The organism is Geodermatophilus bullaregiensis (assembly GCF_016907675.1).
GTDB classification, from domain to species: domain Bacteria; phylum Actinomycetota; class Actinomycetes; order Mycobacteriales; family Geodermatophilaceae; genus Geodermatophilus; species Geodermatophilus bullaregiensis.
Genome location: NZ_JAFBCJ010000001.1, coordinates 1,536,329 through 1,560,187, shown reverse-complemented (window position 1 = coordinate 1,560,187; position 23,859 = coordinate 1,536,329). Strand labels below are relative to the sequence as shown.

The window sequence follows — 23,859 nt, the reverse complement described above, 5'->3', positions numbered from 1 at the left end:
GGACGGCCGCTCCGGTTCCCGACACCCGGGCCCACCGGACCGGTACCGTCGGCGCCCGTGCGTCTGGTCATCGCCCGCTGCTCGGTCGACTACATCGGGCGGCTGACCGCCCACCTGCCCCCCGCCTCCCGGCTGCTGCTGGTCAAGGCCGACGGATCGGTCTCGGTGCACGCCGACGACCGCGCCTACAAGCCACTGAACTGGATGACGCCGCCGTGCTCGTTCAAGGACGAGCTCGTCGACGGCGCGGGCACCTGGACGGTGACCAACAAGGCCGGTGAGCAGCTGGTCATCACCATCGAGTCGGTGGAGCACGACTCCTCGCACGAGCTGGGCGTCGACCCCGGCCTGCAGAAGGACGGCGTCGAGGCCGAGCTGCAGCGGCTGCTGGCCCTGCACGTGGAGACCTTCGGGCCCGGCTGGCAGCTGGTGCGCCGCGAGTACCCGACGGCGATCGGCCCGGTGGACCTGCTCTGCCGCGACGCCGCCGGCGCGACGGTGGCGGTGGAGATCAAGCGGCGCGGGGAGATCGACGGCGTCGAGCAGCTCACCCGCTACCTCGAGCTGCTCAACCGCGACCCGCTGCTGGCGCCGGTGAAGGGGGTGTTCGCCGCGCAGGAGATCAAGCCGCAGGCGCGGGTGCTGGCCACCGACCGCGGCATCGACTGCGTGACCGTCGACTACGCCGTCCTCAAGGGCACCGACGACCCCACCCAGCGGCTCTTCTGAGGCCGCTACCCACCAGTAGGTCCGGGCCGCGTGGATGGGACACTGCCCCGGTCAACGCACGGGAGGAGATGGCAGCGTGGCCAGAGAACTGACCGAGGTCGGCGTGGTGGGCCTGGGCACCATGGGTGCGGGCATCGTCGAGGTCATGGCCCGTGCGGGGCTGTCGGTGACCGCCGTCGAGGTCAACGACGACGCGCTGGCCCGCGGCCGGGCCCACATCGAGACCTCGACCCAGCGGGCCGTCAGCCGCGGCAAGCTCGAGGACGCCGAGCGCGAGGCCATCCTGGGGCGCGTCCGGTTCACCACCTCGCTGGAGGACCTGTCCTCGGCCGAGCTGGTCGTCGAGGCGGTCCCGGAGCGGATGGAGCTCAAGACCGAGCTGTTCGCCCAGCTGGACAAGATCTGCCCGCCGGACACCATCCTGGCCACCAACACCTCGAGCCTGTCGGTGACCCAGCTGTCGGTGGCCACCGGCCGGCCGAGCAAGGTCATCGGGATGCACTTCTTCAACCCGGCGCCGGTCATGAAGCTGGTCGAGGTGGTGCGCACCGTCGTCACCGAGTCCTCCGTCGTCGAGGACGTCGAGGCGCTGGCCGAGCGGCTGGGCAAGATCGACGTGACCATCGGCGACAAGGCCGGGTTCATCGCCAACGCGCTGCTGTTCGGCTACCTCAACCACGCGGTCGCCATGTACGAGAACCGCTACGCCAGCCGCGAGGACATCGACGCGGCCATGCGGCTGGGCTGTGGCCTGCCGATGGGCCCGCTGGCGCTCATGGACCTCATCGGCATCGACACCGCCTACGAGATCCTCGACACGATGTACAAGCAGTCGCGCGACCGGCTGCACGCCCCGAGCCCGATCATCAAGCAGATGATGACGGCGGGTCTGCTGGGCCGGAAGTCCGGCCGCGGCTTCTACACCTACGCCGGTCGTGACTCGGCCGAGGTGGTGCCCGACGAGGCCACCCCCGCGCCCGGCAGTGCCGCCGAGGGGGCCCGCCCGGTCTCGGCCGTGGGCGTCGTCGGCTCCGGCACGATGGCCACCGGGATCATCGAGGTCGTCGCCAAGGGCGGCTACGACGTGCTGTTCCAGGCCCGCTCGGCGGAGAAGGTCGAGGCCGTCGCGACCGCGCTGCGGAAGTCGCTGGACAAGCAGGTGGCCCGCGGGCGGATCGACGAGACCGGCCGCGACGAGGTGCTGGCCCGGGTCCGCGGGACGACGTCGCTCGACGACCTCGCCGACCGCGACCTGGTGATCGAGGCCGTCGTCGAGTCGCTGCCGGTCAAGCAGGCGCTGTTCGCCGCTCTCGGCGAGATCGTCAGGCCCGGCGCCGTCCTGGCGACCACGACCTCCAGCCTGCCGGTCATCGAGTGCGCCAAGGCCAGCGAGCGCCCGGGCGACGTCGTCGGCCTGCACTTCTTCAACCCCGCGCCGGTGATGAAGCTGGTCGAGGTGGTCAGCACCATCGCCACCGCGCCCGACGTCGCGGCGACCGCGCACACGGTCTGCGCGCAGCTGGGCAAGCACGCGGTCTCCTGCACCGACCGCGCCGGCTTCGTCGTCAACGCGCTGCTGTTCCCCTACCTCAACGACGCGGTGAAGATGCTCGAGGCGCACTACGCCACGGCCGACGACATCGACGCCGCCATGAAGGTCGGCTGCGGCTACCCGATGGGGCCCTTCGAGCTGCTCGACGTCGTGGGCCTGGACGTGTCGCTGGCCATCGAGCGGGAGCTCTACACGGAGTTCCGCGAGCCCGGCTTCGCCCCGGCGCCCCTGCTCGAGCACCTGGTCACCGCCGGGTACCTCGGCCGCAAGACCGGCCGCGGGTTCCGGGACCACTCCCGGCGCTGAGGCGCCCGTGCCCCGCCGGGGACGACCGCGCAGCGGGGGGCGGCCCACCGGCCGCCCCCCGCTGCGTCGTCCCGACCCCGTGGAGGAGGCCGGCGACGGCGACTGGGTGGTCCGCACCGTCACCGGGTCGGCGACCGGCAAGACCTACCGCTGCCCGGGCTGCGACCAGGAGGTCCGCCCCGGGACACCGCACCTGGTGACCTGGCCGGCCTACGCGCGCGACTCCGACCTCGAGCCGTGGGACACCGACTCCGCGGCGGACTGGCGGCGGCACTGGCACACCGCCTGCTGGCGGGCGCGGGACCGCCGCCGCTAGCGCGTCAGCGCGCCAGCGTCGCGAACACCACCACGTTGTCCTCGTAGCTGCGCACCGAGCGGTCGAACGCGCCGCCGCAGGTGACCAGCCGGAGCTGGGCGTCCGCCGTCGGGCCGTAGACGGCGCGGGTCGGGAAGGCGTCCTTGGGGTGCCGCTCGACGCGGGTGACGGTGAAGCGGGCCGTCGTCCCGTCGGCGCGGTCGACGAGCACCTCGTCACCGGCGGTCAGCTCGCGCAGCCGGGAGAAGACGGCGGGCCCGTCGGCGGAGTCCACGTGGCCGGTGACCACGGCCGGTCCGACGGCGCCCGGCACGGTCCCCGCGGCGTACCACCCGGCGGTGCCGGGGTCGGCCGGGACCTCCAGCGCCCCGGCGGCGTCCAGCCCGAGGTCGACCAGCCCGCTGTCCACCCCGATGCCCGGCACCCGCACCCGCGTGGGTGCGGCCGGGGCGGCCTCCGGCTGCTGCGCGAGGACGACCGGAGCCGGGGCCGTGCCGGCCGCCGTGCTGCCGGCCGTCGCGGTACCCGCCGGGGACGTGGGGGTGAGCAGGGCGAGCATGCCGGCACCGAGGACGAGGAGGGCCAGGACCAGGCGGAGCGTGGCCGGTCCGCGCCAGCGGGACGCGCGGTGCTGCGCCGGCCGGACGGGGGCGCGGTGGCGCGGCCGGCGGGCGGTCTCGCGGTACCGGGTGCCGGTCACCGCGCCCGCGAGCCGGGAGCGTGCCGACCGCGGCCCCGGAGGGCTCCGGCCGCCGTGGCCCGCGTCGTCGCCAGGAACAGGCCCGCACCCACCGCCAGGGAGCCGCCGGCCGCGGAGACCAGGACCGGCAGCGACGAGCCCCCGGACGCCGCCGTGCCGCCGGCACCGGCCTCCACGCCACCGGCCGGGACGACGCCGGGGCCGGCGGCGTCGAGCGCCGTCTGCACGGCCAGCCCGCCGCCGGGGGTGTCCAGGACCAGGACGCTGTAGACGGAACCCGCGGCCACCTGCACCGGCAGCTCGGTCGGCTGCCCGCCCTCCGGGGTCACCGTGATGCTCGCGGCGCCCGCCGGGACGTCGACGTAGCCGGTGGTGTCGGCGAAGGCCAGGTCGGTGGCCAGGGCCGGGCCACCGGGGACGGCGACGTCGAGGGTGTCGGCCGCGGCCGCCGCGGCGATGACGCGCAGCCGCGAGCTGCCGGCCGGGGGAGGCGTCAGGTCGTCCTGCAGGACCTCCAGCCCGAGGTCGGCGAACGGGCCGACGCCGGCCACCGTCCGCGCGCTGTCGGCGCCGACCTGCACGGTCGTCGACAGCACCGGCGGGCTGGCTGCGTCAGCACCGGCCGCGCGCATGCTGATCGCGTAGGTGCCGGGCGGGACGTCCTGGTACTCCGAGACCGTGCCGTAGCCGACGCCCGGGAACACCTGCCCGACGGCCGGGTCGGCGACCGAGTCGACGTAGACGTCGACGGCCGGGGTGTCGGGGGACAGGTGGGCCAGCCGCAGCAGCCCGCCCTCGGCCGCGGTCGCCGCCGACGTCGGCAGGCCGGTGACGGCCGCCGCCAGCGCCGTCACCACCAGGACCCGGCTCGTCCTCGTCACTCGTTCCTCCGCGCTCAGTGCCCTGCGGTCGTACCGCAGAGTGGTGTGGGGATGACACACGGTCTACCTCGTCCGCGTCCGGGCCGCACCTCGAGGCGTCCCCGACGCAGGCGGAGGGGCGTCACCGGGTCGCGGCGGTCACCACGGCGTCGGGGTCGGAGACGTAGCGGAAGGCGACCAGCACGCCCTCGTCGGTGACCTGCACCTCGTCGGGCGCGAAGGGCGGCAGCTGGGCGTCCAGCCAGGCCACGAGACGGTCGGTGGCCGCCGGGTCCTCCGGCACGGGCGCGCCACCGAGGGCGGACAGCAGGGCCCGTCGGGCCGGCGCGGCCGAGCCCTCCTCGCCCGGGAGCACCGGGAGGGACGCGATGCCGACGCCGTCGCGGGCGGCCAGGCCGGCGAGCAGGCTGAGCAGCCGCTGGTCGACCGCGGCCCGGGACAGGGCGTCCGCCGTCGCGCCGGTGGCACCGGTGGTCGGGTTGGCCAGCAGCGCCTCGGCCAGCGCCCGGCGCCGGTCGAGCTCCTCGGCGGTCGGCTCCCCCGGGGCGGGGTCCACCACCAGCAGCTCGCTGCCGTCCCCGGGGCGGTCGAAGCGGGCCAGCACGCGCGACCCGGCCGGCGCCGGGCCGACGACGGCGAGCGGGGTCCCGCCCGGCACGGCGTCCTCCGCGGGGCGCAACCGGTCGGCCGGCACGCCCTGCTCGGCCAGCTCGGCGCGGACGGCGGCGGAGGCGGCCAGGTCGGTGTCCCCGGGCAGCGCGTCGGGCAGCCAGTCGGCCACCGTCGCGCCGGTCGGGGCGGGCGGCGGCGCCGGCGCGTCCGTCCCGGACGGCACCCTCGACGCCGGCACCCCCGACGCCGGCGGCTCCGAGGTGATCCGGCCGACGTCGGCGGGGGCAGCGGCGGGGGCGTCGAGGGCCACGAGCAGCGCAGCGCCGCCGACGAGGAGGACCAGCGTCAGCACGGCGCCGCACACGAGCGGGACGAGCAGTCCCGGGAGTCGGGCCCGGTGCCGCGCCCGGCGCCGGCGCGGTGCCGGCGGGGGAGGAGCGGGCTCGCCGTCCGGGGCGGCGGGCGGCGGTCCGGCGCTCACCGCTCGGTCGGCGTCGGGCACGGTGACTGCCTACCGCCCGGCGGTGCGCGGCGCGCGCGGAGTGGGACCAGGGTGGCGGGTGTGCCGTCAGCGGCGCCCGGGCACGGCCGGCTGGCCACCGGTGTCCGCGGACGACTCTGTGCCGACGGCCGGCTGCACCGCCGTCTGCGGTCCCTCCGGCTCCGGAGCCGACGACGGCTGCTCCCCGGGGACGGTCCGCGTGGAGCCGGTGGAGGGACCGCTCGCGTGCCGGCCGCCCTGGTCCGGCGCGGAGACGGGCCGGATCACCTGGGTCTGCGCGGCCGGGAGACCACCGGCGTCCTGCTGTGCGGGCTGCTGCACGGCCGGCTGGGTGGGAGGAGCCGGCACCCGGGTGGGCTGGCGCGCGGCATCGGCCTCACCGGCGCCGTGCGCCGGGGACTCGGGCTGGCGGGCGTGCGGCGTGGGCCGCGGCGGCACCGGCTGGGGTGCCGTCTGCGGGCGGACGGCCTGCTGCACCGCCGTCTGCGGCCCGACGGCCGGCTGGACCGCGGTGCGCGGGCCCGCCGCCGGCGGGACGACGGTCGGCGGGCCGTCGACGTCCCGGCGCGCAGCGGCCTGCTCCGGCGGCCCCGCGGGCTGGCCCTGCGGAGCCAGGCCCTGGGGAGGCTGCGGTGCCTGGCCCTGCGGCGCCTGCGCGCCGGGCTGTCCCTGCGCGGGAACCGGGCGCTGCTGGGACCGGTCGGCGAGGTCGGGCAGGGTGGAGAGCACCCGCCGGGCCTCGGCGAGCCGGCCGGTCAGCTCGTCACGGATCCGCCGGATGGCGGCGGCGGAGGCCTCGGCCTCGCCCACGACGGCGGCCGCGTGCGCCTCGGCAGCGGCCACCCGGTCCCGGGCCGCCTGGATCGAGGCCCGCTCGCGCTCCTCCTCGGTCCGCGCGGCGTCGGCGCGGCGCGCGCGCTGCGCGATCTCGAAGTCCTCCTCGACCTTGGCGCGGCGGGCCTGCGACTCGGCGTCGAGCCGGGCGACCTTCTCCTGCGCCTTGGTCACCAGCTCGTCGGCGCGGATCTGCGCCTTGCTGGCGATCTGCTCGGCGTTCTGGCGGGCCTCGGCGAGCATGCGCTCGACCTCGGCCCGGCTGGCCGCCTGGCGCTCGAGCATCGCGCGCTCCTCGGCGGCGGTGTGCTCGCGCAGCGCGCGGGCGTCCTGCTCGGCGGCCCCGCGGATGTCGGCGGCCTCCTCCTCGGCCAGCCGCAGCATGTGCGAGATGCGCTCGCTCATGTTCTCGAACGTCGCCGGGCCGGCGTTGGCGGCCTTGCGGCGCAGCTGCTCGATCTCCGCGTGCATCGCCGAGAGCTGGCCGGCGAGGTCGGCCGACCGGCCGGCCGCGGCGTCCCGGTCGGCCAGCGCCACGCGGATGTCGGCCTCGAGGCGCTCGATGGTCTCGGCCACCTGGTGGCGGTCGTAGCCCCGCAGCACCACGTCGAACGAGTGCTGGGCCTCGCGCATCGGCAGCAGGTCGCGGCGGGGGTCGCTCATGGGTCCCATCCTCGCAGAGTCGGAGGGCGGTCGTCATGGTCCGGACCGGGACCCCCGGCGCCGCGGTCCCCTGGGTGACAGCCGGTCCCGGACCCGGTGCGCCGGGTCCGGGACCGGTGACCGTCAGATGCCGCGGAAGCGGTTGATGGCGGTGAGGTGCCTCTCCCGCTTGGCGGTGTCCTTGACGCCGAGGCCCTCGGTGGGGGCGAGGGTGAGCACGCCGACCTTGCCCTGGTGCAGGTTGTGGTGGATGTCGTAGGCGGCCTGGCCGACCTCGTCCATGGCGTAGGTCCTCGACAGGGTCGGGTGGATCAGGCCCTTGTCGATGAGCCGGTTGGCCTCCCACGCCTCCTTGTAGTTGGCGAAGTGCGACCCGACGATCCGCTTGAGGTTCATCCACAGGTAGCGGTTGTCGTAGGAGTGCATGTACCCGCTGGTGGAGGCGCAGGTGACGATCGTGCCGCCCTTCTTGGCGACGTACACGCTCGCGCCGAAGGTCTCCCGGCCGGGGTGCTCGAAGACGATGTCGACGTCGTCCCCGCCGGTCAGCTCGCGGATCTTCTTGCCCAGCCGCTGCCACTCCCGAGGGTCCTGGGTGTCCTCGTCCTTCCAGAACCGGTAGCCCTCCGCGGAGCGGTCGATGACCAGCTCGGCGCCCAGCGAGCGGACGATGGCGGCCTTCTCCGGGCTGGAGACCACGCAGACGGGGATGGCGCCGCCGTTGAGGGCCATCTGGGTGGCGTAGGAACCCAGCCCGCCCGAGGCGCCCCAGATCAGCACGACGTCGCCCTGCTTCATGCCCGCGCCGTTGCGGGACACCAGCTGCCGGTAGGCGGTGGAGTTGACCAGCCCGGGCGCGGCGGCCTCCTCCCAGGACAGGTGGGCCGGCTTGGGCATCAGCTGGTTGCTCTTGACCAGCGCCAGCTCGGCCAGGCCGCCGAAGTTGGTCTCGAAGCCCCAGATCCGCTGCTGCGGGTCCATCATCGTGTCGTCGTGGCCGGCCGGGTCCTCCAGCTCCACCGACAGGCAGTGCGCCACGACCTCGTCGCCGGGCTTCCACTTGTTCACGCCCGGGCCCACCCGCAGCACGACGCCGGCCAGGTCCGAGCCCACCACGTGGTAGGGCAGGTCGTGCCGCTTGGTGAGGTCGTTCTGCCGGCCGTAGCGCTCCAGGAACCCGAAGGTCGACACCGGCTCGAAGATCGACGTCCAGACGGTGTTGTAGTTCACCGAGGACGCCATCACCGCCACGATCGCCTCGCCCGGGCCGAGCTCCGGGGTGGGCACGTCCTCGACGTGGAGGGACTTGCGGGGGTCCTTCTCCCGGGTCGGCATCCCCGCGAACATCTCCTGCTCGTCCTTGCGGACCAGCACGGCGCGGTAGGACTCCGGCACCGGCAGCCCGCCGATGTCGGCCAGCTGGTCGGCGAGGATGGCGTCCCTGATCTCGTTCACGCGGTCTCCCGGGTCGTCGGCTCGGAGGCGGTGGAGGGCGGTGCGGTGGTGGCGCCAGATGTTACCGGTGGGTAGGAACCCGATCGGAGCCCCCGTCAGGGGGAGTCAGTGTCCGGACGACGCCGGCTGCACCAGTTCCACGAGGACGCCGCCGGCGTCCTTGGGGTGGACGAAGTTGACCCGGCTGTCCGACGTCCCCCGCCGGGGGGTGTCGTAGAGCAGCCGCAGGCCGCGCTCGCGCAGGGTGGCGCTGGCCGCCTCGACGTCGTCGACCCGGAAGGCCAGCTGCTGCAGGCCGGGTCCCGAGCGGCCGATGAACTTCGCGATCGTCGACTCGGGCGTCAGGGGCGCCAGCAGCTGGATGCGCGTCTCGCCGCTGCCGACGGCGAGCATCGCCTCGCGGACGCCCTGCTCCTCGTTGGTCTCCTCGTGCACCGAGTGCACGCCGAAGGTGTCCGCGTAGAAGGCGATCGCCCGGTCGAGGTCGGGGACGGCGATGCCGACGTGGTCGATCGTGGTGAACAGCTCGGCGGGCAGACCCGCGGGGACGTCGGCGGTCATCGGGACATGGTGACGCAAGACGTCTGAGACGACATCGACGTGTGGCGCGGATCACGCCCGGAGGGCCCGTCGCACCCCGGTGCGACGGGCCCCTCTCTCAGCGGGCGAGGAAGGAGATGAGCGCCCGGTTGAACTCCTCGGGGTGCGAGGTGTTCACGCCGTGCGGACCACCCTCGATGACGACCAGCTCGCTCCCGGCGATCGCCTCGTGCGCGCGCCTGCCGCTCACCTCGAGGGGCACGATCGCGTCGCTGTCGCCGTGGATCACCAGGGTCGGCACCGTGACCGCCGCGACGTCGGCGCGGAAGTCGGTGCGGCCGAAGGCGGTGATGCAGTCCAGCGTGCCCTTCGGCGAGGCGCCCTCCGCGATCCGGAGCGCGTACTGCCGCTGCTGCTCGCTCACGGCGGCACCCCTGAGCAGGCCGGAGCCGCCGGGGGTGAAGAAGTCCTTCGTGAAGCCGTCGAGGAAGGCCGGCCGGTCGCTGCGGACGCCCTGCTGGAACCCCTCGATCGTGGCGTCGTCGAGTCCGCCGTCGGGGTTGTCGGCGCTCTTGTACAGGTAGGGCGGGACGGCCGCGGCCAGCACCGCGCGGCTGACCCGGGCGGTGCCGTGGCGGGAGAGGTACCGGACGACCTCGCCACCGCCCATGGAGAAGCCGACGAGGGCGACGTCGGTCAGGTCGAGCGAGGTGAGCAGCGCGTCGAGGTCGGCGGCGAAGGTGTCGTAGTCGTAGCCGCTCCAGGGCTGGGACGAGGCGCCGAAGCCGCGGCGGTCGTAGGTGACCACGCGGTGGCCGGCCTCGACGAGCGGCCCGACCTGGGCCTCCCAGGAGCGGCCGGACAGCGGCCAGCCGTGGATCAGCACGACCGGGCGGCCGGTGCCGTGGTCCTCGAAGTACAGCTCGACGGGCCGGCCGTTCTCGGTGCCGACGGGGAGGCGGGGCATGGTCCCTCCAGGGTCTCGAGGATCTTGGTCCGTTGCGCCCTACCCGGTCGACTGCCACCCAACCCCGGGCGGAGACGTCGACCACCATCGTGCGCGCGATCTATCCTGTCCTGCAGCCCTACTGCCGCGACCTGCCCTCTCCCGTGCCGGCGCGGCCCGACCCGCGGTCGCCGGCGGCGGCGACCGGCACTGGAGGCAGCATGTCCCGCTCGGTCATCGTCAGCGGCGCCCGGACCCCCATGGGCCGGCTCCTCGGCTCCCTCAAGGACTTCTCCGCCGCCGACCTCGGCGGCATCGCGATCAAGGCCGCCCTGGAGCGGGCCGGCATCTCCGGCGACCAGGTCGAGTACGTGATCATGGGGCAGGTGCTGCAGGCCGGCGCCGGCCAGAACCCCGCGCGACCCGCGGCCGTGGCCGCCGGCATCCCGATGTCGGTGCCGTCGCTCACCGTGAACAAGGTCTGCCTCTCCGGCCTGAGCGCCATCGCGATGGCCGACCAGCTCATCCGTGCCGGTGAGTTCGACGTCGTCGTCGCCGGCGGTCAGGAGTCGATGACCCGGGCGCCGCACCTGCTGCCCAGCTCGCGCACCGGCACCAAGTACGGCGACGCCAGGCTCGTCGACGCCATGGCGCACGACGGGCTGTCGGACACCTTCGACCAGGTCGCCATGGGCGAGCTGACCGAGCGGGCGAACAGCCGGTACGACCTGACCCGCGAGGAGCAGGACGCGTTCGCCGCGGAGAGCCACCAGAAGGCCGCGCGCGCGGGCAAGAACGGCGTCTTCGACGAGGCGATCACCCCGGTGCTCATCCCGCAGCGCAAGGGCGACCCGATCGAGTTCCGCGACGACGAGGGCGTCCGCGCCGACACCACGGTCGAGACCCTGGCCCGGCTCAAGCCGGCCTTCGCGGAGGACGGGACGATCACCGCCGGCACCGCCTCGCAGATCTCCGACGGCGCCTGCGCAGTCGTGGTCATGTCCGCGGAGAAGGCCGCCGAGCTGGGCATCACCCCGATCGCCGAGATCGGCGCCCACGGCGTCGTGGCCGGACCGGACGCCACCCTGCAGAGCCAGCCGTCGCGCGCGGTCCAGCGGGCCTGCGAGCGCGAGGGCATGGACCCGGAGGAGCTCGACCTGGTCGAGTTCAACGAGGCCTTCGCCGCCGTCGCCATCGTCTCCACCCGCGAGCTCGGCATCGACCCGGAGAAGGTCAACCCCAACGGCGGTGCCATCGCCCTCGGCCACCCGATCGGCATGAGCGGCGCCCGCGTCGTGCTGGACGTGGCGCTGGAGCTCCGTCGTCGCGGCGGTGGCGTCGGTGCCGCGGCCCTGTGCGGCGGTGGCGGCCAGGGCGACGCGCTGATCCTGCACGTGCCCGCGAAGGCGTGACCTCCGACGGCCTGGCCGTCGCGACGCCCGGCCCCGCCACCCCTCGTGGGCCGGGGCTTCCCCGCCGCGCCCGGCGCGCTGTGGACGTCCCCGACCTCGTCGCCCGGGCCCGCGCCGGCGAGGCCCGCGCGGTGGCCCGGCTGATCTCGCTGGTCGAGGACGCCAGCCCGGCGCTGCGCGACGTCGCCGCCGCGCTCGCCCCGCACACCGGCTCCGCCCAGGTGCTCGGGCTCACCGGCTCGCCCGGCGTGGGCAAGTCGACGACGACGACCGCGCTGGTGCGGGCGCTGCGGCGGGCCGGCCGGCGGGTGGGGGTGCTCGCCGTCGACCCGTCCTCGCCGTTCTCCGGCGGCGCGCTGCTCGGCGACCGCGTGCGCATGCAGGACCACGCCGACGACCCGGGCGTCTACATCCGCTCCATGGCCTCCCGCGGCCACCTCGGCGGGCTGGCGTGGGCCACGCCGCAGGCGCTGCGGGTGCTCGACGCGGCCGGCTGCGACGTCGTGCTCGTCGAGACCGTGGGCGTCGGCCAGTCGGAGCTGGAGATCGCCTCGCTGGCCGACACCACGCTGGTGCTGGTCGCCCCGGGGATGGGTGACGGCATCCAGGCGGCGAAGGCCGGGATCCTGGAGGTGGCCGACGTCCTCGTCGTCAACAAGGCCGACCGCGACGGGGCCGAGCAGACCGTGCGGGACCTGCGCTACGCGCAGTCCCTCGGTGGCCGGCACACCGGGCCGGGGGCGTGGCGGCCGCCGATCTGCCGGACCGTGGCCGCGCGCGAGGAGGGGATCGCCCGCCTGCTCGAGCAGGTGGAGGCCCACCGCCGCTGGCTGGCCGACTCGGGCGAGGGCACCCGGCGCCGCGCGGAGCGGGCCGCGCGGGAGATCGAGGCGATCGCGCTGGCCGGGCTGCGCGCGCGGATGGGCGAGGTGCGCGGGTCGGCGGCGCTGGGCGCGCTCGCCGACGCGGTCGTGGCGGGGGAGACCGACCCCTACCGCGCCGCCGACCGGCTCCTCGCGCAGGTCTGACCCGCGCCGGGGAGACTGGCCGGGTGAACGGGCTACGTCTGTGAACGGCAAGCCGGACGCCGTCGTCGTCGGAGCCGGGCCCAACGGCCTGGCCGGAGCCCTCCGGCTGGCCGCCGCCGGGCTGCGCGTGCAGGTGGTCGAGTCGGCCGAGCGGCCCGGCGGGGGGATGCGGACCGAGGAGCTGACGCTCCCCGGCTACCGGCACGACACGTGCTCGATCGTGCACCCGATGGCCGCGGCGGCCCCGTTCTTCCGCGAGTTCGACCTGCCCAGCCGGGGGGTGCGGCTGGTGCACCCCGAGGTCGCCTACGCCCACCCGCTCGACGGCGGCCGCGCGGCGGTGTCGCGCCACTCGCTGGAGGAGACCGCCGAGGGTCTCGGTCCCGACGGCGCGGCCTACCGCCGGCTGTTCGGGCCGCTGGTCGACGACGCGCAGGACGTCATCGACTTCTTCCTCATGAGCCGGCTGCGGCGGCCGCCCACCCGCAGCGTCGGGGCGGTCACGCACTTCGCGCTGAACGCGCTGCCGAACGTCCGCTGGCTGGCGCGGCGCTGGTTCGACACCGAGGAGGCGCAGGCGCTGATCGCCGGCGCCGCCGCGCACGGGATGCTCGACCTCGCCCGCCCGCTGACCGCCGGCCTCGGGATGGTGCTCGGCATGCTGGCGCACCACCGCGGGTGGCCGCTGGTGGAGGGCGGGTCGCAGCGGCTGGCCGACGCGATGGTGACCGCGATCGAGCAGCAGGGCGGCGAGGTGGTCACCGGGCACCGGGTCACCGACCTGCGCGAGTTCGACGGCGTCCCGGCGGTGCTGCTCGACACCACGCCGCGGGGCTTCGTGGCGATGGCCGGCGACCGGGTCCACGAGGGCTACCGGCGCTGGGTGTCGCGGTACCACCACGGGCCCGGCGTCTTCAAGGTCGACTGGGTGCTCACCGAGCCGGTGCCGTGGACCAACCCGGAGGTCCGGAAGGCCGGCACCATCCACGTGGCCGGGACCCTGGCCGAGACCATGGACGGCGAGGCGGCGCCCGCGGCCGGGCGGACCACCGACCGGCCCTACGTGCTCGCCGTCCAGCCGACCGTCGTCGACCCCACCCGGGCCCCCGAGGGCGGGCACGTGTTCTGGGCCTACGTGCACGTGGCGCACGGTTCGACGATGGACATGACCGACGCGATCGAGGCGCAGGTCGAGCGGTTCGCGCCCGGCTTCCGGGACACGATCGTCGCGCGGGCGGTGAAGGACGCGCCGGCGATGGAGGCGTGGAACCCGAACCACGTCGGAGGGGACATCTCCAACGGCGAGGCCTCGCTGCGGCAGATGCTCTTCCGGCCGGTGCCGCGGTGGAACACCTACAGGACACCGGTCGACGGCGTGTACCTCGCCTCGGCGGCGACCCCTCCCGGTCCCGCGGTGCACGGCGCCTGCGGGGACAACGCCGCCCGGGTGGCGCTGCGCGAGGTGTTCGGCGTCCGCGAGGTCCCGCCCCTGCGCCCCGCCGCCTGAGGCCTGCCGCCCGAGGCCTGCCGGGATGCGCGTGAGCGCGGTCCCGGGCGCACGCGCCGTCGTACTCGAGCGCCGGCCGGTGCCCGGGCCAGGCCGGGTCGACTCGTGCCACGAACCGGCCGCCGTCGCGCACGACGAACCGGGCGACCGGGGCGCAGGGGTGTGGTGACCGTCATGCCGTCCCGCACGGTGCCGTCGGTGGGAGCGAGCGCCCGTCGGGTGAGGACCACGCCGGGGACCGCACCGGAGCGGCAGGCGGGCGGGACGGTGCAGGTGGCCTCGTCGGCCGAGTCCGCGAGGCCGACGCCCCCGAGGACGGCGGCGCTCCGCCGACCCGCGGAGCCGACGTCGAGCCGCGTCTCGGCAGGAGTGGCGGCGGTGGGCAGGTAGCGTCGGCGGCATGGTCCGGGCGCTGGGGCTGCCGTTCGACCCGATCGAGCGTGCGGGGGAGACCTGGGAGCAGCGCTTCGGCCCGGCCGCGGCGATGCGCGCGGCGACGTCGGTGTTCCGGGTGCAGCAGATCCTGCTGGCCCGCTTCGACGAGGTGCTGCGGCCGCACGGGCTCACCTTCGCCCGCTACGAGGTCCTGGTGCTGCTCACCTTCAGCCGCACCGGTCAGCTCCCGCTCAAGGTCATCGGCAGCCGGCTGATGGTGCACCCGACCAGCGTCACCAACGCCATCGACCGGCTCGTCGCGGCCGGGTTCGTCGACCGCCGCCCCAACCCCGCCGACGGCCGCGGCGTGCTCGCCGGCATCACCGAGCGCGGCCGCGCGGTGGTCGACGTGGCCACCCGGGAGCTCACCGCGCTCGACTTCGGTCTCGGCGACGTCCCGGAGGCCGAGCTCGACACCCTCTTCGAGGTGTTGCGGCGGGTCCGGCTCGGAGCCGGGGACGTCGCGCCGAGCACCGCCGACCGGAGCTGACCGGCCGGCGGCACGGCCGGTCCTCCCGGTGGGATCATGGGGGACATGCAGCCCACCCGTCCCGGACGCCCCGACCCCCGCGCGCAGGCCCAGCAGGCACAGCTGGCCGCCTCCCTGGCCGGTGCGGTCGACCTCGCCGCCGTCAAGGCGCGCTCCGAGGCCGCCGCTCGGGCCCAGGCCGCCCCGCCGCCGAGCCCCGCGGCCCCCGCGGGCGCGGCCGGCTCGGCGGTCGTGGACGTCACCGAGGCCACCTTCCAGGCCGAGGTCCTCGACCGCTCCTTCCAGGTGCCCGTGGTCCTCGACCTGTGGGCCGAGTGGTGCGGGCCGTGCAAGCAGCTGTCCCCGGTGCTCGAGCGGCTGGCCGCCGAGGGCGCGGGCTCCTGGGTGCTCGCCAAGGTCGACGTCGACGCCAACCCGGCGCTCGCGCAGGGCCTGCGGGTCCAGGGCATCCCGGCGGTCAAGGCCGTCTGGCAGGGGCAGCTGGTCGCCGAGTTCACCGGCGCCATCCCCGAGGACCAGGCCCGCCAGTTCGTCACCGAGCTGGTGCGCGCCACCACCGGCGGCGGGGTGCCCGGTGCCGACGAGGGCGCGGACGACCAGCTCGACGACCCGCGCCTGGACGCCGCCGAGGCCGCGCTGGAGAACGGGGACCTGGCGGCCGCCGAGGCCGCCTACGCCGCCATCCTCGAGACCGAGCCCGACCACCCGGTCGCCGGCCTGGCACTGCGCCAGGTGCAGCTCTTCCGCCGCGCCGACGCCGCCGGCCCCGACGCGCTGGCCCGCGCCGACGCCGCCCCCGACGACGTGGCCGCCCAGACCCGCGCCGCCGACTTCCTGCTCGGCACCGGCGACGTCGAGGGCGCCTTCGCCCGCCTGGTCGACGTCGTCCGTCGCACGTCGGGCGAGGACCGGGAGCAGGCCCGCCAGCACCTGGTCGAGCTGTTCGGCGTCGTCGGCGACGCCGACCCGCGCGTGGCCGCCGCCCGCCGCCAGCTCATGGTCGCCCTCTACTGACAGCGGTGTGCCGATCGGTTGGCGGCCGTGGCCTCCGGCGCCGGCGGTGGTGTGCGCTGAGGGCTCGTCCGGGAGACCGAGATGAGCCGTGGGCGCACAGTGCTGCAGGTCACGCCTCCCACCGTGGTCAGCCGACCGGCACCAGCGCCCGCCGGCGTGCGAGCCCGGGTCAGCACGTGGCAACCAACGCGCACGCCGCTGTGAGGAGGGACCTCTGGCGCCCCTCGATCAGGCGCCGACGTCGCAGGGCCCGGCGCCCTGCAGGAACCCGGCGCGGAAGACGTCGACCAGCTGGAAGCCGGTGAGCTCGACGTCGGCCAGCACCTCGGGGTCGTTGCCGTACTCGAGCAGGAACTGCACGCTCTCGTCGAGGTCGCCGGGGGAGATGGTCACCCTCAGCTGCTGCCTGTAGACCTGCGCGGCGTACCAGCCCGTCAGGCACACCGCCGACTGCAGGGCGTCGGTGTCGTCGGTGGACAGGCCCAGCTGGTCGCGGGCGGCGAGCGCGTAGGGGATGGACACCGCGGTCACCAGGGCGAAGTCACCCAGCTGGTAGGCGGCGGGCGCGAACTCGGTGACCTCGTAGGCGACCAGCCCGCCGTCGTCGGAGCAGTAGACGAGGTCGACGTCGGCCGTCGCGCAGTCCGGCGGGTTCCCCGAGAACGTCTCCAGCGACGGCGGGGTGAACGTCCCGCCCAGGACCTCCTGGAAGGCGCGGGTCCAGAACTCCGGCAGCGACGACTCGATGATGCCCTGTGTCTCGTCGGGCGGCGCGTTGCCGCCGGTGGCCAGGTCGGAGTCGCGGGTGAACTCGTCCTGCGTGAAGAGGCGGTCGGGTCCGAACCGGTCGCGGCAGGCCTCGGCGCCGTCGTCGAACCCCTCCTGGAACGCGGAGACGCGGTCGAAGTAGGACCCGTGGGCCTGCTGCTCGCCGCTGCCGGTGCCCACCGGGTCGCGCAGCAGGAAGTAGCCGCGCAGCAGCTGGTCGAGGTCGGCGGTGTCGATCTCGGAGTACCGGGCGTTGCCGTCGGCGACCCACGCCGTCCAGGCACCGGCCAGGCAGTCGGCCTGCGTCTCGGTGGCTATCGAGGTCGGCGGGTAGCCGACCCGCGCCTGCACCGCGTGGCCGAACTCGTGCGCCATCACCAGCTGCGGCAGCACCTCGCCGTACTCGGAGGCGAGCTGGGCGAGGAACGCGCGGTCGTAGCTGATCGAGTCGGAGTTGGGCGCCTCCTGCGACGAGCAGTAGAAGGCGTTGTTCTCCAGGTCGCGCGGGTCGGTGCCGCAGCCGATGCCGTCGGGGTACAGGGACGGGTCGACGTCGTCGGGGTCGACGCTGTAGTACCCGCCGCTCAGCGGCTCGAAGGGACCCCCGTAGACGTCGGGGAAGCGCTCCGCCCAGAAGGTCTCCAGGTCGGCCAGGGCGTTGCGGGCCAGCGTGTCGATCGGGCCCTCGCTGGCGCCCACGATCGGGACGGTCCCGTCCCCGACCGACTCCTGCGGCGCGAGCTGGGAGCTCGGCCGGCCGATGACGACGTAGGAGCACGCCGAGGTCAGCAGGACACCCAGGGTCATCAGCGCCAGCAGGCCCCGGGAACGCGCGGTCAGGTCCATCGGGGGCCTCCTACCCGGGGACCGCGGTCCCGAACGCCGAGGTACCCGGCCGGCGTCCGTCCCGGTGCGGACGCCGGCCGGTGCCACGGCCCTGCACGGGGGTCCTCCTACTCGTGCAGCAGCCAGACGGTGCCCAGGGGAGGCGCGGACAGGGTCGCGGAGTACGGCTGGCCGTGCCAGGGCTCCTCGACGGCCTCGACGCCGCCGTAGTTGCCGACGCCGGACCCGCCGTAGCCCTCGGCGTCGGTGTTGAGCACCTCGCGCCACCGGCCACCGCGGGGGAGGCCGACCCTGTAGCCGTGGTGCGGGGAGCCGGAGAAGTTGCAGACGACGGCCAGCGCCTGCCCCGACGTCTGGCCCGCGCCGTCGCCGCCGGAGGACCGGCCGAACCGCAGGAACGTGATGACGTTGCCCGAGGAGTCGTTCGCGTCGATCCACTGGAAGCCGGCCGGGTCGACGTCGAGGGACCACAGCGCCTCGAGCTCCCGGTAGCGCGCGTTGAGGTCGGTGACCAGGCCCAGCACGCCCCGGTGCGCCGGGTCGTCGAGGTGCCACCAGTCCAGCGAGCGGCTCTCGGCCCACTCGGAGTCCTGCGCGAACTCCGAGCCCATGAACAGCAGCTGCTTGCCGGGGTGGGCCCACATGTAGGCGAGGTAGCCGCGCACGTTGGCCAGCTGCTGCCACCGGTCGCCGGGCATCTTCCGCAGCAGCGAGCCCTTGCCGTACACGACCTCGTCGTGGCTGATCGGCAGCACGTAGTTCTCGGAGTAGGCGTACATCATCGAGAACGTCAGCTGGTTGTGGTGGTAGCTGCGGTGCACCGGCTGGCGCTGCACGTAGGCCAGCGAGTCGTGCATCCAGCCCATGTTCCACTTGAAGCCGAAGCCCAGGCCGCCCAGGTGGGTGGGCCGCGTGACGCCCGGCCAGGCGGTCGACTCCTCGGCGATGGTCACCACGCCCGGCACCTCGCGGTAGACGGTCGCGTTGACCTCCTGGAGGAACGACACCGCCTCGAGGTTCTCCCGGCCGCCGTGCACGTTGGGCACCCACTCGCCGGCCTTGCGCGAGTAGTCGAGGTAGAGCATCGAGGCGACGGCGTCGACCCGCAGCCCGTCGATGTGGAACTCCTGGCACCAGAACAGCGCGTTGGCGACGAGGAAGTTGCGCACCTCGGTGCGGCCGAAGTTGAACACGTAGGTGCCCCAGTCCGGCTGCTCGCCGCGGCGGGGGTCGGCGTGCTCGTAGAGCGCGGTGCCGTCGAAGCGGGCCAGCGCCCACTCGTCCTTGGGGAAGTGCGCCGGCACCCAGTCGACGATGATCCCGAGGCCGGCCTGGTGCGCCCGGTCGACGAGGTACCGGAAGTCGTCGGGGCTGCCGAAGCGCGACGTCGGCGCGAAGTAGCTGGTGACCTGGTAGCCCCACGACCCGCCGAAGGGGTGCTCGGCGACCGGCAGGAACTCCAGGTGGGTGAAGCCCGCGGAGACGGCGTAGTCGACCAGCTCCTCGGCCAGCTCCCGGTAGGACAGCCCCTGCCGCCACGAGGCGAGGTGGACCTCGTAGACGCTCATCGGCCGCTCGTGCCAGTTCCCGCCCGCCCGGTCGGCCAGCCACGCCTCGTCGTTCCACTCGTGGGTGGACTCGACGACGACCGAGGCGTTGAGCGGGGGCACCTCGGTGGCGAAGGCCATCGGGTCGGCCTTCTGCCGCCACACGCCGTCGGCACCGAGCACGTGGTAGCGGTACCGGACGCCGGTCTGCACGCCGGGGACGAACAGCTCCCACACCCCGATGGAGCCGAGCTGGCGCATCGGGTAGGCGCGGGCCTCCCAGTAGTCGAAGTCCCCGGTGACCTTGACGCCCTGGGCGTTGGGCGCCCAGACGGCGAAGGACACCCCCTCGACGGTGCCCCGCGGGGTGTCGTAGCGGCGCACGTGCGCGCCGAGCACCTGCCACAGCTGCTCGTGCCGGCCCTCGCCGATCAGGTACTGGTCGAGCTCGCCCAGCGTCGGCAGCCACCGGTAGGGGTCGTCGACGCTGAAGGTGTCCTGCCCGCCCTCGGCGTTGCCGTAGGTGACCTCGATGCGGTAGTCGCCGGGCTGGCGCGGGAGGGCGGCCTCGAAGACCCCGCCGTCGTGGATCTGCCGGGCCTCGTAGCGCGCGTCGTCCTGGTCGACGACGGCCACCGCGACCGCGTTGGGGCGCAGCGAGCGCACCACCCAGCCGTCGGCGGCCGGGTGGGCGCCGAGCACGCGGTGCGGGTCGCGCGACCACCCGTCGACGATCGCGCGCAGGTCCTCCTCGCGGACGTCGTCGGGGGCGGCCTCACTCGTGACGGGCCCGCCGGCCTGCTCCCCGGGCGTGCCCTCCGGGACGCCCTCGGGTGCGGGCGCCGACGTCGACCCCGGTGCCGATGTCGTCCCAGGTGCTGACGTCGGCTCGGGCTCGGGCGCGGCCTCGGGCGTGCTGCCGGGCTCGGGCGCCTGCGGCGTCATGGGCTCGGCCGGGTCGGGGTCGGGTGCCGTGGGCTGACCGGCGGGCGCACCGGAGGGCGAGCCGGGCTCGGCGATCGGGGCCGGGGCGACGACCGGGGCCGCCGTGCCGCCCTGGTCGGCGACGACGTCGGCGGTGGGCTCGGCCGCCGTGTCGGCGACGGTCCGCTTCGCCGGGACGCGCTTGCGGGTGGCCTTGACCGGGGCGCCCCCGCCGGCCGCGGCGCCCTCCTCGACCGGGGCCTTCTCCGCCGGGGCCTTCCTCGCCGGGGCCTTCGTCGCCGCCGCCGTCCTGGCCGGGGCCTTCTTGGCGGCGGCCTTCTTCGCCGGGGCCCGCTTCTTCGCCGGGGTGGGGTTCACGACCGGCTCGCTCTCGGCCGCCTCCGCCTGGGCGGCCCGCTCCTGGACCACCCGCTGCAGCTCTTCCTTGGTGGCCGGCGCGTCCGCGGTCTCGTGGGCGGTGGTCGTCCCGGGCGGGGGTGTCGAGTCGCTCGTCGTCATCGTCTCGTTGCCGTCCTCTGCCTCGTCGTCTGCGTGCGTGCTGCGGTGCCGTGCCGTCGTGCCGTGCTGCCGGACCCGGCGGTCACGCCTCGGCGGTGAGCCGGGACAGCGACTGCAGCGGGATCATGAGCCAGTTCGGCCGGTTGCGCGCCTCGTAGACGCACTCGTAGACCGCCTTGTCCGCCTCGAAGGCCCGCAGCAGGGGGGAGTCGCCGCACGGGTCCATGCCGCTGGCCGCGGAGTACCCCGTACAGAAGGCGCCGCGGTTGCGCACTGCCCACTCCTGCGCCCGGTAGGCGCGCTGGGCGTCCTCGGGCTGCTCGACGAGCATGTGCCGGGCGGCGTAGTCGAAGCTGCGCAGCATGCCCGCGACGTCGCGCATCGGGCTGTCGAGCTGGCGCCGCTCGGCCAGCGGCCGCGCCGGCTCGCCCTCGAAGTCGAGCACCACCCAGCCGGTCGCCGTCCGCAGCACCTGGCCCAGGTGGAAGTCGCCGTGCACCCGCTGGCGCACGACCGTCTCGGGGCTGCCGGCCACCGCGGCGTAGACCGCGCGCAGGCCGCCGAGGTGCTCCTCCAGTTGCGGGACGACCGACAGCGCCTGCTCCAGGCGGGCGGCCATGGCCTGCGCCGTGGCCGCGAACCAGTCGCGGTCGGCCGGCTCGGTGGGCAGCACCTGCGCGAGGTCGGCGTGCACGGCGGCGGTCGCCGCGCCGAGCCGCTCGCTGTCCGCCGCGAAGTCACCGCCGACCTCGTCGGCGTGCAGGTCGCCCTCGGCGTACAGGTCGCGGACGCTGGCGGTGGCCAGCCGCCACCCGTCGCTGGCGTTGGGCACGAAGGTCTGCAGCATCGCAGCCGTCGCCGGCTGCACGCCCTGGTCGGGGTCGTCGATCTCGATGTGCCCGAGCAGCGGCGCGATGTGCTTGTTGTCCGTGCGGCGCAGCGCGGCGTGGATCTCGACGTCGGGGTTGAGCCCGGGCTCGAGCCGGCGGAACAGCTTGAGGATCGCGTCCTGGCCGTAGACCAGCGAGGTGTTGCTCTGCTCGGTGGACACGACGTCGCCGGGCACGCCCTCGGGGATCGGGGCGACGCCGGCCGGGTGGAAGTGCATCGGCCCGACGGTCGAGGCGGCCACGAGGTGGGTCGTCCAGGGGATCGTGGCGTCGCGGTCGCGCATCGCGTCGTAGGCGTAGTTCTCCCGGTCGGCACCCGGGACGGCGCCGATGAAGGCCGAGCTGAGCTCCTCCTCCGGGTGCGCCCGCCACGACAGCGGGACCAGGTAGGTCTCGGTCGCGCCGTCGGTGTAGGTGACCCGGACGCGGTGCACCGACAGCACCGGCTCGGTCTTGGAGAGCAGGAAGCCCTCCTCGGCGACGTCGGCCCACTCCCGGCCCTTGCCGCCGAACCAGCGTTGGTGCGGCATCCAGTCGCGCAGCAGCTCGGCCAGGGCGGTGCTCATCGGGGTCCTCCGGTGCTGGGCGGGACGTCGTCGCCGGTGCGCGTGTCGCTGCCCCCGGGGATCTCCTCGGCGGCGGTGAACACGCCCGCGGCCAGCAGCGAGTCGGCGACGGGACTGGTCTCCTCGACCGGCTCCGCGACCGGTTCGGGCGCCTCCTCCGGCGGCCTGGCCAGCTCGAACCAGTAGAAGCCGTGGCCGGCGAGGGTGAGCATGTAGGGCAGCACCCCGATCTGCGGGAACTCCACCCGGCCGGTGAGCTCGATCGGCGTGTAGCCCTCGAAGCGGCGCAGGTCGAGCTCGACCGGCTGCGGGAACCGCGAGAGGTTGTTCACGCACAGCACCACGTCGTCGCCGAAGGCCCGCACGAACGACAGCACCGTGGGGTTGCGCGAGCCGATCTCCTCGTAGGTGCCCCGGCCGAAGGTCGGGTGCTCCTTGCGGACGGCGATCATCCGGCGGATCCACTGCAGCATCGAGTTGCTGTTGCGCAGCTGGGCCTCGACGTTGGTCGTCTGGTAGCCGTAGACCGGGTCCTGGTTGAGCGGCAGGTACATCCGCTGCGGGTCGGCGGTGGAGAAGCCGCCGTTGCGGTCGGGCGTCCACTGCATCGGCGTGCGGACGCCGTCGCGGTCGCCGAGCCAGATGTTGTCGCCCATGCCGATCTCGTCGCCGTAGTAGAGGACCGGCGAGCCGGGCAGGCTCAGCAGCAGCGCGTTGAACAGCTCGAGGGTGTTGAGGTCGTTGTCCAGCAGCGGCGCCAGCCGGCGGCGGATGCCGATGTTGGCCTTCATGCGGGGGTCCTTGGCGTACTCCGCCCACATGTAGTCGCGCTCCTCGTCGGTGACCATCTCCAGGGTCAGCTCGTCGTGGTTGCGCAGGAAGATGCCCCACTGGCAGTTGTCGGGGATCGGCGGCGTCTGGGCCATGATCTCCGAGATCGGGAACCGCTGCTCGCGGCGGGCGGCCATGAACAGGCGCGGCATCACCGGGAAGTGGAAGGCCATCTGGCACTCGTCGCCGTCCTCGCCGAAGTACTCGACGACGTCGGCCGGCCACTGGTTGGCCTCGCACAGCAGCACCCGGTCGGGGTAGTCGGCGTCGACCACCTTGCGGACGTGCTTGAGGAACTCGTGGGTCTTCGGCAGGTTCTCGCCGTTGGTCCCCTCCTCCTCGAACAGGTAGGGGACCGCGTCGAGGCGGAAGCCGTCGATGCCCAGGTCCAGCCAGAACCGGAGGGCGTCGATGATCGCCTCCTGGACCGCCGGGTTCTCGAAGTTCAGGTCCGGCTGGTGGGAGAAGAAGCGGTGCCAGAAGTACTGCCTGCGCACCGGGTCGAAGGTCCAGTTCGAGCTCTCGGTGTCGACGAAGATGATCCGCGCGTCGGCGTAGCCGGTGTCGTCGTCGGCCCACACGTAGAAGTCGCCGTAGGGGCCCTCGGGGTCGCTGCGGCTGGCCTGGAACCACGGGTGCTGGTCGGAGGTGTGGTTCATGACGAAGTCGATGATCAGCCGCATGCCCCGCGAGTGCGCCTCGCCGATCAGGTCCTTGAAGTCCTCGATGTCGCCGAACTCCGGCAGCACGGCGGTGTAGTCGCTGACGTCGTAGCCGCCGTCGCGCAGCGGCGAGGCGAAGAACGGCGGCAGCCAGAGGCAGTCGACACCCAGCCACTGCAGGTAGTCCAGCTTGTCGATCATGCCGCGGAGGTCGCCGATGCCGTCGGCGTTGCTGTCGGCGAACCCGCGGACGAGCACCTCGTAGAAGACGGCGCGCTTGTACCAGGTCGGGTCGGAGCCCTGCGCGGGCAGCGCGGACGCCGCGTCGGGGGAGTCGGGCACGGGGAGCGTCATCGGTGCTGGGGCCCTCGGGTCGGTGAGTGG

19 protein-coding genes are annotated in these 23,859 nt (G+C 74.5%); 8 read left to right on the top strand and 11 right to left on the bottom strand.

All coding sequences use genetic code 11. The features are described 5' to 3' along the window. The first annotated feature begins 57 nt into the window (after window positions 1-57). The 3 genes from nucS (at window position 58) to JOD57_RS07185 (ending at window position 2,903) form a co-directional block, all read left to right on the top strand. On the top strand, window positions 58-729 hold the full coding sequence (gene nucS, locus JOD57_RS07195) for an endonuclease NucS (protein ID WP_204691251.1): 672 nt from the start codon (window positions 58-60) through the stop codon (window positions 727-729). Between the two features lie 76 nt (window positions 730-805). Beyond that, window positions 806-2,587: a 3-hydroxyacyl-CoA dehydrogenase family protein gene (locus JOD57_RS07190; protein ID WP_204691250.1), complete on the top strand. Its 1,782-nt coding sequence runs from the start codon at window positions 806-808 to the stop codon at window positions 2,585-2,587. A 79-nt stretch (window positions 2,588-2,666) separates the two neighbouring features. Next, complete coding sequence (locus JOD57_RS07185; RefSeq protein ID WP_307824537.1) at window positions 2,667-2,903, top strand: Rv1322 family protein; 237 nt, start codon at window positions 2,667-2,669, stop codon at window positions 2,901-2,903. Between the two features lie 4 nt (window positions 2,904-2,907). Here JOD57_RS07185 and JOD57_RS07180 read toward each other — a convergent pair whose 3' ends face one another. The 7 genes from JOD57_RS07180 to JOD57_RS07150 all read right to left on the bottom strand — a co-directional run bounded on the left by JOD57_RS07180 (window position 2,908) and on the right by JOD57_RS07150 (window position 10,057). Then, complete coding sequence (locus tag JOD57_RS07180) at window positions 2,908-3,603, bottom strand: class F sortase (RefSeq protein WP_307824536.1); 696 nt, start codon at window positions 3,601-3,603, stop codon at window positions 2,908-2,910. Then, window positions 3,600-4,484: a DUF4397 domain-containing protein gene (locus tag JOD57_RS07175; RefSeq protein WP_307824535.1), complete on the bottom strand. Its 885-nt coding sequence runs from the start codon at window positions 4,482-4,484 to the stop codon at window positions 3,600-3,602. The genes JOD57_RS07180 and JOD57_RS07175 overlap by 4 nt, the downstream gene beginning before the upstream one ends. A gap of 121 nt (window positions 4,485-4,605) precedes the next feature. After that, complete coding sequence (locus tag JOD57_RS07170; RefSeq protein WP_204691248.1) at window positions 4,606-5,598, bottom strand: hypothetical protein; 993 nt, start codon at window positions 5,596-5,598, stop codon at window positions 4,606-4,608. A 66-nt stretch (window positions 5,599-5,664) separates the two neighbouring features. Further along, entirely contained in the window at window positions 5,665-7,095 is a 1,431-nt protein-coding gene (locus JOD57_RS07165; protein ID WP_204691247.1) for a hypothetical protein, read from the bottom strand. 123 nt (window positions 7,096-7,218) lie between these two features. Then, window positions 7,219-8,550, bottom strand: coding sequence for a crotonyl-CoA carboxylase/reductase (gene ccrA / locus JOD57_RS07160; RefSeq protein WP_204691246.1), 1,332 nt, complete (start codon window positions 8,548-8,550; stop codon window positions 7,219-7,221). Between the two features lie 105 nt (window positions 8,551-8,655). After that, window positions 8,656-9,111, bottom strand: coding sequence for a methylmalonyl-CoA epimerase (gene mce, locus JOD57_RS07155; RefSeq protein WP_204691245.1), 456 nt, complete (start codon window positions 9,109-9,111; stop codon window positions 8,656-8,658). Window positions 9,112-9,208: 97 nt separating this feature from the next. After that, complete coding sequence (locus JOD57_RS07150) at window positions 9,209-10,057, bottom strand: alpha/beta fold hydrolase (RefSeq protein ID WP_204691244.1); 849 nt, start codon at window positions 10,055-10,057, stop codon at window positions 9,209-9,211. Between the two features lie 200 nt (window positions 10,058-10,257). Here JOD57_RS07150 and JOD57_RS07145 point away from each other — a divergent pair, with 200 nt between their 5' ends. The 5 genes from JOD57_RS07145 (at window position 10,258) to JOD57_RS07125 (ending at window position 15,922) form a co-directional block, all read left to right on the top strand. Next, window positions 10,258-11,448: an acetyl-CoA C-acetyltransferase gene (locus JOD57_RS07145; RefSeq protein ID WP_204691243.1), complete on the top strand. Its 1,191-nt coding sequence runs from the start codon at window positions 10,258-10,260 to the stop codon at window positions 11,446-11,448. Next, the gene (gene meaB / locus JOD57_RS07140) at window positions 11,445-12,476 is read left to right on the top strand and encodes a methylmalonyl Co-A mutase-associated GTPase MeaB (protein ID WP_204691242.1); all 1,032 of its coding nucleotides are present in this window, start codon (window positions 11,445-11,447) and stop codon (window positions 12,474-12,476) included. Before JOD57_RS07145 ends, meaB begins: the two co-directional genes overlap by 4 nt. 40 nt (window positions 12,477-12,516) lie before the next feature. After that, complete coding sequence (locus JOD57_RS07135) at window positions 12,517-13,983, top strand: phytoene desaturase family protein (RefSeq protein ID WP_204691241.1); 1,467 nt, start codon at window positions 12,517-12,519, stop codon at window positions 13,981-13,983. Between the two features lie 400 nt (window positions 13,984-14,383). After that, window positions 14,384-14,908, top strand: a complete 525-nt coding sequence (locus JOD57_RS07130) for a MarR family winged helix-turn-helix transcriptional regulator (RefSeq protein WP_204691240.1) — start codon at window positions 14,384-14,386, stop codon at window positions 14,906-14,908. A gap of 45 nt (window positions 14,909-14,953) precedes the next feature. After that, window positions 14,954-15,922 carry a tetratricopeptide repeat protein gene (locus tag JOD57_RS07125; protein WP_204691239.1) on the top strand — a complete coding sequence of 323 codons (969 nt, stop codon included), beginning with the start codon at window positions 14,954-14,956 and terminating at the stop codon, window positions 15,920-15,922. A 228-nt stretch (window positions 15,923-16,150) separates the two neighbouring features. Here JOD57_RS07125 and JOD57_RS07120 read toward each other — a convergent pair whose 3' ends face one another. From JOD57_RS07120 to treS, 4 genes are all read right to left on the bottom strand, one after another. Continuing rightward, entirely contained in the window at window positions 16,151-17,536 is a 1,386-nt protein-coding gene (locus JOD57_RS07120) for a neutral zinc metallopeptidase (RefSeq protein WP_239568235.1), read from the bottom strand. A gap of 107 nt (window positions 17,537-17,643) precedes the next feature. Continuing rightward, window positions 17,644-20,526 (bottom strand): 1,4-alpha-glucan branching protein GlgB, encoded by a 2,883-nt coding sequence (gene glgB, locus JOD57_RS07115; protein ID WP_204691238.1) that lies wholly within the window; start codon window positions 20,524-20,526, stop codon window positions 17,644-17,646. Window positions 20,527-20,608: 82 nt separating this feature from the next. Next, window positions 20,609-21,982 carry a maltokinase N-terminal cap-like domain-containing protein gene (locus tag JOD57_RS07110; RefSeq protein WP_204691237.1) on the bottom strand — a complete coding sequence of 458 codons (1,374 nt, stop codon included), beginning with the start codon at window positions 21,980-21,982 and terminating at the stop codon, window positions 20,609-20,611. After that, window positions 21,979-23,817 carry a maltose alpha-D-glucosyltransferase gene (treS, locus tag JOD57_RS07105; RefSeq protein WP_307824534.1) on the bottom strand — a complete coding sequence of 613 codons (1,839 nt, stop codon included), beginning with the start codon at window positions 23,815-23,817 and terminating at the stop codon, window positions 21,979-21,981. Before treS ends, JOD57_RS07110 begins: the two co-directional genes overlap by 4 nt. Window positions 23,818-23,859 lie beyond the last annotated feature (42 nt).